We start from the raw sequence: 12,927 nt of genomic DNA on the forward strand, positions 1-12,927 counted from the left end.
GGCACATCCTCCAGCCCCCTCTCCGGCCGACCGGCCAGACCTGGCGCCGACACGGTCAAGAGCCCTCAGGTCATATGCCTCTCGCGACAGCCTCGCACGCAAAACGCTCGGGCGCTGCGATTCCGCACACTGAATCTTGGACTCCGCAAAAACGCGCGGAGATCAGGGAGAACCGTCAACGACCTCACGCGCAACGGGAGTTGACTGCCCCACACGGCCTGACCCGCTCCGGAAGGCGGCCCGCGGCGCAGTCGCCCCGCACCGGAAGGTGACATCCGCTGAGCGCGGCCTCAGCGCTTGGCGACGAAGACGTGCGACGCGACCTCCGTGGTGAGCTCCGCGGCCTCGCCGCTGCTGCCCACCAGGACACCGCCCGCCGACTCCGTCACGCTCACCACGGAGCCCGGCTGCACGCCGGCCCGCCGCAGCGTGTACATCAGCTGCGCGTCCGTCTGGATCGGCTCGCCGATGCGGCGCACCACGACCGTCTTGCCCTCGGCGCCCGGGTCGAGCTCCGTGAGGGAGACCATGCCCTCGTCCAGGAACGGGTCCGCGCCGTCCTTCTCGCCCAGCTCCTCCAGGCCCGGGATCGGGTTGCCGTACGGAGACTCGGTGGGGTGGCGCAGGAGCTCCAGGACGCGGCGCTCCACCGCCTCGCTCATCACGTGCTCCCAGCGGCAGGCCTCGGCGTGCACCTGCTCCCACTCCAGCCCGATCACGTCGACGAGCAGGCACTCCGCGAGGCGGTGCTTGCGCATCACACGGGTGGCCAGGCGGCGGCCCTCCTCGGTGAGCTCCAGGTGCCGGTCGCTGGCGACCGCCACCAGGCCGTCGCGCTCCATGCGCGCCACGGTCTGGCTCACCGTCGGTCCGCTCTGATCGAGCCGCTCGGCGATCCGGGCACGCATGGGGACCACACCTTCCTCCTCCAGCTCGAGGATGGTGCGCAAATACATCTCAGTGGTGTCAATCAGCCCCGACATGGGTGCCCCTCAGAATTCGCTCGTGCGCTGGCCCTGCCCTCAATTCTGACGCATACCACTGACAACCGTGTCGCGCCGGTGGAATTCCCGCCCAGTACTGGCCTGTGAGGGCCTGCGACGGTGTTGACAGGGCGCTGGTCCAGACCGCAACGTGATGCGAATGAGCTCGAAGAGCGAGAGCAAGCGCGAGGGCAAGAGCGAGAGCAAGTCGGCAGGTCAGTACTTCGACGCCGCGATCGGACTGCTCCAGAGGGTCCGCGACGAGGAGTCCGGGAACGTGGCGGACGCGGGCACGCTGCTCGCCGACGCGGTCGAGTCCGGCGGACGCCTCTTCGCCTTCGGCGCCGGGCACTCCTCCCTCGCCGCGCAGGACGTCGTCTACCGCGCGGGCGGCCTCGCCCTCGTCAACCTCCTCGCCGTGCCCGGAGTGGTCGGCGTCGACGTGATGCCCGCCACGCTGGGCTCCGCCCTGGAGCGGGTCGACGGCCTCGCGGGCGCCGTCCTCGACTCCTCGCCGGCCCGCCCCGGCGACGTACTCGTGATCATCTCGCTCTCCGGGCGGAACTCGCTGCCGGTGGAGATGGCCATGAACGCCCGCGCCCTCGGCCTGAAGGTCATCGGCGTCACCTCGGTGGCGTACGCGACGGAGACCAGGTCGCGGCATGTCTCCGGCACCTTCCTGAAGGACCACTGCGACGTGGTGGTCGACTCCAAGATCGGGGTCGGCGACGCGGAGCTCTCCCTCGACGGGGTCGATGCCCCATTCGGGCCCGCGTCCAGTGTCGTCACGAACGCGCTGATGCAGGCCATGACCGCCGCGGCCGTCGAGAAGCTCGCGGAGCGCGGCATTCAGCCGCCGCTTCTCCGGTCCGGGAACGTGGACGGCGGGCACGACTGGAACGGTCGCGTCTTCCAGGAGTACGGGGATCGCATCTTCTACCGGCACTGAGCACCGCCGGGGGCAGTCCTGCGTCGTCGCTCGCCTGCCGGTCGTGTGTGGTTGCTCGCGCAGTTCCCCGCGGCCCTGGGGTGTGGCCTGCGCTGTTTCTCACCCGTCGGTCGGGTTCAGGGTCTGGGCCAAATCCAGGGAGGCGGCTACGCGGGACGCGACGCTCTCCGCGTACGTCGCGTCGCCCCGGTCGAACTGGCCGCGTGCCGCGCCCCGGAGGAAGGTCAGCACGCCCAGTGTGCGGCCCCGGCTGCGCAGGACCACGCAGAGCGCGTGCACCGACTCCTCGGGCCACTGCCGTACCGTCGCCCACTGGCGGGCCCGCTCCGGTGCGGCCGCCGCCCCCGCGCTGGCCCGCACCGATCCGGTGCGCTCCACGCACTGGGGGGCGGGGTGCCCCTCGGGGTAGCGCACGGGGACGCCCGCCGTGGCGACGGGCAGGCAGGGGCCCGGCGCCCCCGCGGGCGTCGCAGCGACCCGGACGAGCCGCACCGGGTCCGCGCCGGCCGTCAGGTCCACCAGGGCGTGATCGGCGAACCCGGCGAGCGCGAAGTCGAGCTGGACCGTCGCCGCCTCCATGGGGCTCTCGCACTCCGCGGTGGCCCGTGCCGCCCGGTGCAGCTGCTGGGAGCGGAACCGCAGCTGCGCGGCCTCCTGCTCGGCCTGCTTGGCCTCGGTCACGTCGAGGAAGAGCCAGCCGACGCCGAGCGGCACGGGCTCCTCCGCGAGCGGCGACGCCAGCCGCAGGAAGCCGCTGCGCCAGCAGCGCCGCTCACCCCCGCCGCCACCCCCCTCCTGCCCGGCTCCGGACTGCCCGGCCCCGGACTGACCCGCCCCGGTGCGCACCGACACCCACATCTCGGCGGGCGCGGGCGGCGTCCCCTCGGCCAGCACATGGGTCAGCGCGCTCTCCAGCTCCTCGACGCCCGCCCCGAGCAGATCGGCCAGCGGCCGCCCGAGGACGGCGGCGGGGCCCACCCCGAAGGCGCGGGCCGCGTGTTCGTTCACCACGGCGGGCCGCAGGTCCGCGTCGACGAGGACCACGCCCCACGAGGCGCTCTCGAAGAGCGCCTCGCTGAGCGCGATGGACCGCTCCAGGTCTATCTGCGCGTGGACCTCGCTGAAGGCGCAGTACACCCCCGAGGGCTTGCCGTCACCGCCCCGCACGGACGCCGACTGCATCCGCACGAGCACCCGCCCGCCGTCCTTCGTGACGAGCGCGAACTCGTGCACCTGCCGGCCCGGCGCGTCCATCGCGGACAGCAGCCGCTCCTCGACCTCGACGGCGTCCGCGGCGCGCACCGCCCACCCCGCGAACCCGCGCCGCCCGACGGCCTCCGCCGCCGACCAGCCGAGTATCCGCTCGGCCTCGCGGTTCCAGTGCGTCACCACACCGTCGGCGTCGAACGCGCACAGGGCCGCGTCCATCCCGTCGAGCAGTGCCGCGAGCAACTCGGCTCCGCCGGGCTCGGGCTCTTCAGGACCCAGTTCGTCAGTGGTTCCGCTCCGCCGCGAAGCACTCACGTGGCACCCCCTACAGGCCGTCCGCCTGTACCGCATGTTCAGATCATTCAACTGGAACGTGACGCACCCCACAGGAAGTTCCCGGAAGTCGGACGGAAATTCGTGCGCGGAAATTCGGTTGTGCGGCCCGCGGGACGGTTCCTAGGGTGGCGCGTACACGAGAAGGGAGGTGGTTCGGCAGATGTATGAAAACCGGACGCGTGAGGTGACTGCGGGCTAGCGGCCCGACGTCGCAACTCGAATTCGGCGCCGGACCAGCGCGTGTGATGTGCGCGCAGCCGGCCCTATTCCCAAGCGGTCACCCGACCCGCGAGCCGCCGGTACGTCCGGCCGGCTTCCTCCGCCCCGGCGGCAGGAACCACGGCTCGCGGGTCGTCTGCGTCCCCGGACACCCCCGGGCCCCCTCAAAAGGCTCTCAGCCCTTGCTGACCGCCGTGAGGATCTCCGGCAGGCGCCGCGCGAGCCGCGGGGCGGCGAGCCGCGTCCCCAGCTCCGTCACCACCGCGCCGTACGCCGCGCCCAGGGGCAGCAGCACCCAGCTCCAGGCGGCCGCGCCCGAGGCGTGCAGCCAGATCGCCAGGGTCAGGACGGGGGCGCACAGCAGGGCCGCCGCGACCATGCCGCCGAGGATGGAGATCCAGGCGAGCCCCGCCTGACCGGGGGCGACGTTCTTGTAGCCCTCCTGCGGGATCGAGTAGGGGAAGCGGGCCGAGGACCACGCGCCCGTGGCCAGCATCGCGCCGAGCAGCGCGAAGGAGAGGCCGAGGACCTCCGCCAGCGCGGGCCAGTCGCCGAGCATCGCGGTGGTCAGGACGGTGACGAGCGCGGCGTACGGAAGGGTGATGAGGAGCAGCGCGAGGGCCCGGCCGCGCAGCTCCACGTACGCGTCGCGCGTCGAGGAGATCGTCATCGCCACCATCCAGAACGCGGACGTGTCCTGGCCGAACTGGTTGTACATGAGGATGCCGAGCATCCCCGCCGCGAAACACGCGAAGTAGACGGACCCGGTGCCCTGCAAGGCGTTGAAGAGCGGCACGATCAGGCCGATGGCGAGGGACGTCACCCAGGCCGCCTTGGTCTTCGGGTCGCGCCACACATAGCGCAGGCTGCGCTCCATGACGGTGCCGGTGCGGCCCGCGGGGAGCAGCGCGGCGAGGGCGCCGGAGGCGCGTGAGGTGCCCTTGTCCGGTTCCGCCGCGGCGAGCGTGGAGCCGTCCGGTGCGGTCATCAGGCGGGTGAGGCTGCGCTGCCAGAGGGCGAGGAGCGCCAGGAGGGCGGCCGCGGTCAGGGCGAGCTGGGCCGCCGCCGTCCCGTACGCGCCGCCGCTCACCGAGTCCACGGCGCCGAGCGCCGCGGCCGGCGGGATCCAGCGCACGACGTCCGCCGCCGGGTCGAGCGTGTCGAGGCCGGACGTGCCGAGCTTCTGCGCCCCGAAGTTGACGGCCTGCGCGCCGACGGCGATGACGAGGCCGCTGAGGACCGCAAGGTCGCGGCCCTTGCGGCTGGTGAGGAGCCGGATGTTGGCGGCGGCGACCGCGCGGGCCAGCGCCACGCAGAGGAGGAGGGCGAGGGCGGTGGCGAGGACGCCGGTGGCGGCCGCCGCCGCGCCGTGGGCCAGGGCGACCGTCGCGCCGGCCGCGAGGCAGAGGGTGAACAGCGGGCCGATGCCGACGAGGGACGCCACCAGGAGGGCCCGGACGAGCGGGCGGGGGCGCAGCGGCAGCATCACCAGGCGCGTCGGGTCGAGCGTCTCGTCGCCGCTGGGGAAGAAGAGCGGCATGACGGCCCAGCCGAGGGCGAGCACGCCGACGAGCAGGACGCAGACGGTGGCGGCGTGGGCGTTGCCGCGCAGGGCGACGAGGCCGAGCAGCTGGAGCGCGGCGAAGAGGAGCGAGACGGCGACGGACGCGATGTAGGCGGCGCGGCGGCCCGCCGACTGGCGCAGGCCGTTGCGGAGCAGGGACAGCTTGAGGGAGACGAGTACGGAGGTGACGGGGGTGGGCGCGGCGGGCCGTGTGGTCATCGCGGGCCGCCGCCGAGCCAGTCGAGGTCGGAGCTCGCGTCGCGGCTGTTCGCGCCGACGAGTTCGAGGAAGGCCTGTTGCAGCGAGGGCGCGTCGCCCCGCACCTGAGCGAGGGTGCCGTGGGCGCGGATGCGTCCCGCGGCCATGACGGCGACCCAGTCGCAGAGCGACTCGACGAGCTCCATGACGTGGGAGGAGAAGACGACGGTGGCGCCGGAGGCGGTGTAGCGCTCCAGGACGCCGCGGATGGTCTGCGCGGAGACGGGGTCGACGCCCTCGAACGGCTCGTCGAGGAAGAGGACTTCGGGGTTGTGGAGCAGGGCCGCGGCGAGGCCGGTCTTCTTGCGCATGCCGGTCGAGTAGTCGACGACGAGTTTGTGCTGGGCGCCCGCGAGGTCGAGTACGTCGAGGAGCTGGGTGGCCCGCTTGTCGACCTCGGCGCCGGGCAGGCCGCGCAGCCGTCCGGTGTACGCGAGGAGTTCGCGCCCCGAGAGCCGCTCGAAGAGGCGCAGCCCCTCGGGCAGTACGCCGATGCGGGCCTTGACCTCGACGGGGTCGCGCCACACGTCGTGGCCGACGACCTCGACGGTGCCGTGGTCCGGCCTGAGGAGGCCGGTGACCATGGAGAGGGTGGTGGTCTTGCCCGCGCCGTTGGGGCCGACCAGGCCGATGAACTTGCCCGCGGGCAGGGCGAGATCGATGCCGGCCACGGCGACCTGCTCGCCGAACCGCTTCCAGAGCCCCTGGATCCGTACCGCCGCCGCCTCGGTCACCGTGCCGCCCTTCGCCGCTTCCGCCGCTTCCGCCCTGGTCCGCACGATACGTCGGAGGCGGCCCCGGGGGCGGCCGGTGGGGCGGTCGGTGGGATGGCCGCTCGCTCAGCGGCGCGCTTCCCTGCCGCACGCGTACGCCAGCGGGGAGATGATCTCCTCGGCGTCCGGCAGCCAGCGGTTGGCGGCGGTGGGGCGGCAGGCCCACTGGACCGCGCCGGAGGTGCCGAAGCGGGTCGGGGGCGCGGCGACATAGGCGCCCTCGCCGAGCGGGACGAGGTCGATGGCGGCCGGCGGCCAGCCCAGCTTGCGGACCAGGTCGGGGACCTTGGCCGTGGCGCCGGGCAGCACGAAGAACTGCATGCGGCGGTCGGGCGAGCGGGTCACGGGGCCGAGCGTGAGCTGCATGCGCTCCATGCGGGCGAGGGCGAGGAAGCCGGCGGTCTCGGGCACGTCGATCGCGTCGAACGTGCGGCCCGTGGGGAGCAGGATCGACGCCTTGGGCTGCTTCTGCCAGAGCCGTCGGGCGACCGTCGCGCTGCCGGTGGCCTGGGTCGCCCAGTCCTCCCGGGCGGGATGTGCGCCGGGCGCACCGCACGGGACGCCCCCGCACGAGCACCGCTCGACCCCTTCGGCGGACTCCAGCCAGGTCCCCGGAAACACGTCCCAGTGACGCTCCTCCGCGTACCGTACGGCCGTGTCCAGCAAGGCTTCTCCGCGCTGCTTCGGGATCTGCGCGGCTGACGTCACTCCGATGGTCTCTTCCACGGAGTTCTCAACTCCCGGTGCCACCGCGGGTTACGGGCGCACGCGAGGGCGGGGGAGGAGCATCGATCCTGCGGCTGGGGCGCATGGGTGCATGGGTGGGGGCGCGCATGGGCAATGGCTCCCGGGTGCGGGTAACCAGGTCACGGGCAGTCAGAGAACGCCTCGGAGGAAGCCCGGGGGCCCACAGGTCCGCGGAGGCCCGTACAGACGTCCGTGCAGAGGTCCGTCCGGAGGCCCGCACAGAGGTCCGTACAGATTGGCATTTGTAGTTCTTAATGCCTTCTTTTGCTTCTTTTGTGGCGCATCTTCGCCTTGCCTCAAGGGCATTGATCATCGCGAGGCGGCCTACGGCGGCCGACCGATCCGATGGTCCACGGTGCACACAGGGGGTACGCCATGGCCGCAAGGCCGCTCGTCGCGCGACAGCCCAACGAAAGGCTGCAGGCGCTCATCCAGGAAGCCGGCTGCTCCAACGCCGGACTGGCCCGCAGGGTCAACATGTGCGGTGCGGAACACGGTCTCGACCTGCGGTACGACAAGACGTCGGTGGCCCGCTGGCTGCGCGGACAGCAGCCGCGCGGCCGGGCGCCCGGCATCATCGCCGAGGCACTCGGCCGCAAGCTGGGCCGCACCGTCACCATCGACGAGATCGGCATGGCGAACGGCAAGAACCTCGCCTCCGGCGTGGGGCTTCAGTTCTCGCCGACCGTTCTCGGCGCCATCGAGCAGGTCTGTGAGCTGTGGCGCAGCGACGTGGGCCGCAGGGACTTCCTCTCCGGGTCGTCCGTGGCCGCGTCCGCGCTCGTCGAACCCAGCCGCGACTGGCTGATCTCGTCGCCCGACTCGCAGGTCGGCAGGGCCGCCGGGCCGCGCGTCGGCATGGCGGACGTGGCCGCAGTCAAGGCGATGACGGAGGCGCTGACCCAGCTGGACCACCAGTTCGGCAGCGGTCATGTGCGGCCGGTCGTCGTCCACTACCTCAACTCCGTGGTCTCCGGGCTGCTCGCGGGCTCCTACCGGGAGGCGGTAGGTCGCGAACTGTTCGCCGCGGTGGCCCGCTTGACGGAGCTCGCCGGATACATGGCCGTCGACACCGGCCAGCCGGGCCTCGCCCAGCGCTACTACATCCAGGCACTCCGCCTGGCCCAGGCGGCGGGCGACCGCGGATACGGCGGATACGTCCTCGCCGCGTCGATGAGCCACCTCGCCGCACAGCTCGGAAACCCGCGCGAGATCGCGCAGTTGGCGCGGGCCGCACAGGAGGGGACGCGCGGCAGGGTCACGCCCCGCGCGGAGGCGATGTTCTACGCCGCCGAGGCGCGCGGGCACGCGCTGCTCGGCGACGCGCGGGCCACGCAGGTCGTGGCGGGGCGGGCGGCCGAGGCGATGGACCGCGCGTCCGGCACGGCCGACTCGGGCGACGACCCGGTCTGGATCCGCCACTTCGACCACGCGTATCTGGCCGATGAAATGGCGCATTGTCACCGGGACCTGGGCCAGGCCGACGCGGCGGCGCGCAGCGCCCAGGAGTCCCTGGACGGGCACCCCGAGACGCGGGCACGCCGCCGGGCGATCGGCCTCGTGCTCCTGGCCACGGCGCAGGTGCAGCGGCGCGAGGTGGAACAGGCCTGCCACACGGGCCTGAAGGCCGTCGAACTCCTCGGCACGCTGCGGTCCAACCGCGGCGCGGAGTATCTGGAGGACTTCCAGGAGCGTCTGGAGCCCTACCGGGAGGAGCCGGTGGTGCGGGAGTTCGGGGCGCGCGTCGACATCCAGGCGGCGTGATCCGGCGCGACGCACCCCTGAACAGCGCCGGGGCGGGAGGTTTTGTTACAGGCGACGGCGAGCGGAGGGCGGCGTTCTGAGCTGCGTGGCAGAGGGATGTGGCGACCCGGTAGCGTGACCCGACGGTTCCGTAGGTCCCCCCAGGTGTAGGAGTCCCGGTGACGCAGCAGAGCGGTCAGGGCGCTGCTTCTTCCGATCCGCAGCAGCGGCCCGCCCACGAGGGCGTCGTGCTGCCCGCGGACGGCGGCGAGCCGCTGTTCCCCGCCACCGCGGCCCCCCACAGCGCCCCGGCGGGCGGCACCCCCTGGAACCACTCCTGGGGCCCCGACACCCCCACCCCGCCCGCCCAGCCCCTCCCCCCGGAGAACGGCCCGGCCCCCGCGTACGACCCATCGCACGGAGACCGGCAGCAGCCCTATGGCACCCCGCAGCCGCAGCCGGGGTATGGCTACCCGCAGGCGGGCCCGGCCGCTCCGCAGCCGGGATATGGGTACCCGCAGCCGGGGCCGGCCGCTCCGCAGCCCGGTTACGGCTACCCGCAGGCGCAGCAGCCGGCACCGGGCACTCCGCAGGGATACGGCTACCCGCAGCCGGGCCCCGGCGCGGGACAGGCCATGCCGCAGCAGGGCCCCGGCGCCTCGCAGGCCGGTTACGGTGCCCAATACGCGGGCCAGGGCGCTGGGCAGCCGGGCGCCGCGCAGCAGGGACCCGGCACCGCACCGGCGGGCTACGGCGCCCAGCACGCGGGCCAGGGAGCTTCGCGGCAGGGCGGAGGCCCCCAGCAGATGGGTCACGGGACTCCGTCGACGGGGCCGGGTGCCGCGCCCGGCCCCGTCGCACAGCAGCCGGGGCAGGGTCCCCATCAGCCTGGGCCCGAGACCTCGCAGCCGGGCTACGGCTATCCGCCTTCGGGTCAGAGCGCCCCGCAGCCCGGTTACGGGTACCCGCAGCCGGGGCCCGGTGCCGCGCAGCCCGCCCCCGGCGCCCAGCCGTCGGGCCAGAGTGCCTCGCAGCCCGGTTACGGCTACCCGCCAGCTGGCCAGAGCGCTCCGCAGCCCGGGTACGGGTACCCGCAATCGGGGTCCGGTGCCGCGCAGCCGGCATCCGGCGCCCGGTCGGCGAACCAGAGCGCCTCGCAGCCGGGCTACGGCTATCCGCCGTCGGGTCAGAGCGCCCCGCAGCCCGGTTACGGGTACCCGCAGCCGGGGTCCGGTGCCGCGCAGCCCGCCCCCGGCGCCCAGCCGACGAACCAGAGCGCCCCGCAACCGGGTTACGGCTACCCGCCCTCGGGTCAGAGTGCTCCCCAGCCCGGTTACGGCTCCCCGCAGCCAGGGTCCGGTGCCGCGCACGGTGGAACCGGAGGCCCGCAGTCCGGTCACCCCGCTCCGGCGGGACAATACGGGCAGCAGCCCGGACAGGGCGCACACGGGGCGCAGGCGGCGCAAGGCGCCCACGCCGCACCGCCACAGGCGCAGGGCGCCCACTCCGCGCCGCAGACGCGCGGTGCCCACGCCGCCCCGGGGCAGCCCGCGCTGCCGAGACACGGCGCGCACGCCGCGCCGCCGCAGTCCGGGCAGGAGGGCCAAGAGGCCGCGCCGCGGCGCGGCCACCGTGCGCACGCCGCGCCTCAGGGCGCTCAGCCGCTGCCCCCCGCCACCCCCGCCGCACAGAGCATGCCGTTGCCGCCCGTCGCCGCCCCGGGAGCGCCCTCCGCGCCCTCCGACAGCGAGGCGACGCAGTACATGGCCCCCGTGGCCGACGAGGGCGCCACGCAGTACATACCCCCGGTGTCCGACGACGGCGCCACCCAGTACATACCCCCGGTGGGCCCCGGTGCCCTGCCGCCCGAGGCTCCCGCCGCCGATGCCACGCAGTTCCTCGGCCGCACCCCGGCGGCCGCGTCCGACAGTGATCCCACGCAGCTCATCGCGCCGGTACCGGCCGACAGCGCGCCGCCCGAGCCGACCGCCGCCCCGTACGGCATCCGGCCCGGCGCCCCCGGCGACCGGCAGCCGCCCGCCGAGTTCGACAGTCTCTTCCGTACCGACTCCGAGGCGGAAGGCCCCGCCTCCACCCAGCAGATGCCCCGCGTCGAGGCGCAGGGACCCCCGCCCGGCCCCGCACCCGCGCCCGGCGTGCCCGGCGGGCACGGCGGCGGTGGCGGCCGCCGCAACCGCACCGGATCGAAGGTGCCGCTGATCGCCGCCGTCGGAGTCGGCATCGCCCTGCTCGGCGTCGGAGCGGGCGCGCTGCTCAGCTCCGGTGGCGGGGACGACGAGGAGAAGGGGGACGGCAAGCCCGTTTCCGCCTCCGCCGAACCCGACGAGCGGCCCTCGCCCACCGCCGACCCCGCCAAGGACCAGGCCGTCGCCCTGGACAAGCTGCTCGCCGACAGCAACAACAGCCGTGACACGGTCATCGCCGCCGTACGCAACGTAGGAAAGTGCCAGGACCTCAGCCAGTCGGCGAAGGACCTGCGCGACGCGGCCCGGCAGCGGAACGGGCTCGTCACCCGACTCGCCGCCCTGAAGGTCGACAAGCTCCCGGCCAACGACCAGCTGACCGCCTCCCTCAACAGGGCGTGGAAGGCGTCCGCCGCGGCGGACAACCACTACGCCGCGTGGGCGGACCAGGTGGCGGGCAAGAAGGGCTGCCGCAAGGGCCACGCCCGCAACACCTCGCACACCGCGGCGGGCAACCGGCAGAGCGGTGCGGCGACGACGGCCAAGGAGCAGGCCGCCAACCACTGGAACGCGATCGCGCGGAAGTACGGTCTGACGGAGCGCACCAAGACGCAGCTCTGACGGGCCGGGGCCTGTCCGTACGCAGTGCGTACTACGTCGTCTGCTCCAGCGTCTTCTCCACGTTCACGAAGCCCTCGCGGGCCGGGACCAGCCGCCCGTCCCGCACCACCTGGAACGTGACGCCCGAGTTGATCAGGCGCGGGTACTCGCTCGCGGCGAGCAGGTCCTCGAAGCGCCAGCTCAGCGGCGGCGTGAGGCCGCCCGTCCCGACCCGCAGGCCGCCGTCGAGGGCGCGGCGCAGCGTGCGGGACGACACCTCGCCGCCGTCGAGCGACTCGACGGCGTGCTTCAGGACGGTGTACGCGATCCACGTCGTCTGGACGCCCGCGTCCGCCGGGTCGACCCGGTTGTCGCCGAACGCCTGCTCGCGGATGACGTCCCGCATCCGGTCCCACCTGGCGTCGCCCGCCGCCGGGTACCAGCCGGTGACGTACGCCCCTTCGTAGGGGCCGTTCGCGCCGCCGGTGCGGTCGATGAGGGACTGGTCGACGCTGCCGAGGACCGACGAGATCCGTACCGGCGGATAGTCGTCCTTGGTGCGCCGGAACGAGTCGTAGAAGGTGTCGGTGCGCGCCCCGAGCGCGGCCGTGACGCAGCCGTCGGAGGAGCCCGCATCCTTCAGGGCGCGTTCGGCCTGCGGAGTCAGGTCGGTGCCGTCCTCGGGGGCGCGGATGTCCGAGACGGGCTTGTGGTGGCCGTCGGCGAGGCCCTGGTTGAGGAGCTTGGGCAGCTCGTCGCCGGCGAGCGTGTCGGGGCGGACGAGGGAGACGCGTGCGCAGCGGGCGGCGAGCTGCCGGCCGTTGCCCGCGAGGAGGGCCGGTTCGCCGCCGTTGACCGGGTAGGAGAGCGGGCTGCTGAACTCGTCGTCGGTGATGCCGTAGCCGCCGATGTAGGGGATGCCGGCGACCTCCAGCGGGCCGAGGAAGGAGCGGCCGTGCTGGCTGTACGCGCCGACGACCGCCACCACGTCGTTCTCGACGGCCTCGCGCGCGCACTCCGCGGCGCCGACGGGGTCGTTGTGGTCGTTGCAGGTGAGGACCTTGAGCTCGCGGCCGCCGAGGCCGCCGTGGGCGTTGACCCAGCGGGCGTAGGCCTGCGCCATGGCGGGGACGCCGGGCTTGTTGGTGGCCTTGGTCTTCTCGGGCGCCCACGTCATGACGGTGATGGGGTCATTCCCGGAACCCCCCGTGGTTCCGGGAATGACCCCGCAACCGGTTATCAGGGACGTGCACGCCGCCACTGCGGCCGCCGAGAGCGCTGCGGTTCGGGAGGGGCGGGGGAGGAAGGTGCGTCGCCAGCCGGTCATGTCCCTGCACGATTC

The 12,927-nt window shown here is 73.7% G+C and carries 9 protein-coding genes; 3 read left to right on the forward strand and 6 right to left on the reverse strand.

Going from position 1 to position 12,927, the window contains the following annotated elements; genetic code table 11:
• Positions 1 to 290 precede the first annotated feature (290 nt).
• Positions 291 to 983: a metal-dependent transcriptional regulator gene (locus ACZ4Z4_RS13165; protein WP_384253717.1), complete on the reverse strand. Its 693-nt coding sequence runs from the start codon at positions 981 to 983 to the stop codon at positions 291 to 293.
• A gap of 160 nt (positions 984 to 1,143) precedes the next feature.
• Between ACZ4Z4_RS13165 and ACZ4Z4_RS13170 the strand changes: the two genes are divergently transcribed.
• Complete coding sequence (locus ACZ4Z4_RS13170) at positions 1,144 to 1,932, forward strand: SIS domain-containing protein (protein ID WP_468326366.1); 789 nt, start codon at positions 1,144 to 1,146, stop codon at positions 1,930 to 1,932.
• 99 nt (positions 1,933 to 2,031) lie between these two features.
• On the opposite strand, the gene ACZ4Z4_RS13175 is transcribed toward ACZ4Z4_RS13170, so the two are convergent.
• The 4 genes from ACZ4Z4_RS13175 to ACZ4Z4_RS13190 all read right to left on the reverse strand — a co-directional run bounded on the left by ACZ4Z4_RS13175 (position 2,032) and on the right by ACZ4Z4_RS13190 (position 7,017).
• Positions 2,032 to 3,456: a PAS domain-containing protein gene (locus ACZ4Z4_RS13175; protein WP_468326368.1), complete on the reverse strand. Its 1,425-nt coding sequence runs from the start codon at positions 3,454 to 3,456 to the stop codon at positions 2,032 to 2,034.
• A 415-nt stretch (positions 3,457 to 3,871) separates the two neighbouring features.
• The gene (locus ACZ4Z4_RS13180; RefSeq protein ID WP_468326370.1) at positions 3,872 to 5,479 is read right to left on the reverse strand and encodes a transporter; all 1,608 of its coding nucleotides are present in this window, start codon (positions 5,477 to 5,479) and stop codon (positions 3,872 to 3,874) included.
• The gene (locus tag ACZ4Z4_RS13185; protein WP_468326873.1) at positions 5,476 to 6,252 is read right to left on the reverse strand and encodes an ABC transporter ATP-binding protein; all 777 of its coding nucleotides are present in this window, start codon (positions 6,250 to 6,252) and stop codon (positions 5,476 to 5,478) included. Before ACZ4Z4_RS13185 ends, ACZ4Z4_RS13180 begins: the two co-directional genes overlap by 4 nt.
• A gap of 105 nt (positions 6,253 to 6,357) precedes the next feature.
• Positions 6,358 to 7,017: a bifunctional DNA primase/polymerase gene (locus ACZ4Z4_RS13190; RefSeq protein ID WP_468326372.1), complete on the reverse strand. Its 660-nt coding sequence runs from the start codon at positions 7,015 to 7,017 to the stop codon at positions 6,358 to 6,360.
• 396 nt (positions 7,018 to 7,413) lie between these two features.
• Here ACZ4Z4_RS13190 and ACZ4Z4_RS13195 point away from each other — a divergent pair, with 396 nt between their 5' ends.
• Together ACZ4Z4_RS13195 and ACZ4Z4_RS13200 are read left to right on the forward strand one after the other, a co-directional pair.
• Positions 7,414 to 8,802, forward strand: coding sequence for a transcriptional regulator (locus ACZ4Z4_RS13195; RefSeq protein WP_468326373.1), 1,389 nt, complete (start codon positions 7,414 to 7,416; stop codon positions 8,800 to 8,802).
• 158 nt (positions 8,803 to 8,960) lie between these two features.
• A complete protein-coding gene (locus tag ACZ4Z4_RS13200; RefSeq protein WP_468326375.1) occupies positions 8,961 to 11,606 on the forward strand; it encodes a DNA polymerase III subunit gamma/tau domain-containing protein in 2,646 nt (881 codons plus the stop codon).
• 31 nt (positions 11,607 to 11,637) lie between these two features.
• On the opposite strand, the gene ACZ4Z4_RS13205 is transcribed toward ACZ4Z4_RS13200, so the two are convergent.
• The gene (locus ACZ4Z4_RS13205; RefSeq protein ID WP_468326376.1) at positions 11,638 to 12,912 is read right to left on the reverse strand and encodes an ABC transporter substrate-binding protein; all 1,275 of its coding nucleotides are present in this window, start codon (positions 12,910 to 12,912) and stop codon (positions 11,638 to 11,640) included.
• Positions 12,913 to 12,927 lie beyond the last annotated feature (15 nt).

This window comes from Streptomyces sp. NPDC030245 (assembly GCF_055572995.1).

What these genes read in the sequence shown, in the direction of transcription:
- ACZ4Z4_RS13165 (WP_384253717.1), bottom strand. Translation starts at nt 983, where the DNA reads ATGTCGGGGCTGATTGACACCACTGAGATGTATTTGCGCACCATCCTC.
- ACZ4Z4_RS13170 (WP_468326366.1), top strand. Translation starts at nt 1,144, where the DNA reads ATGAGCTCGAAGAGCGAGAGCAAGCGCGAGGGCAAGAGCGAGAGCAAG.
- ACZ4Z4_RS13180 (WP_468326370.1), bottom strand. Translation starts at nt 5,479, where the DNA reads ATGACCACACGGCCCGCCGCGCCCACCCCCGTCACCTCCGTACTCGTC.
- ACZ4Z4_RS13195 (WP_468326373.1), top strand. Translation starts at nt 7,414, where the DNA reads ATGGCCGCAAGGCCGCTCGTCGCGCGACAGCCCAACGAAAGGCTGCAG.
- ACZ4Z4_RS13205 (WP_468326376.1), bottom strand. Translation starts at nt 12,912, where the DNA reads ATGACCGGCTGGCGACGCACCTTCCTCCCCCGCCCCTCCCGAACCGCA.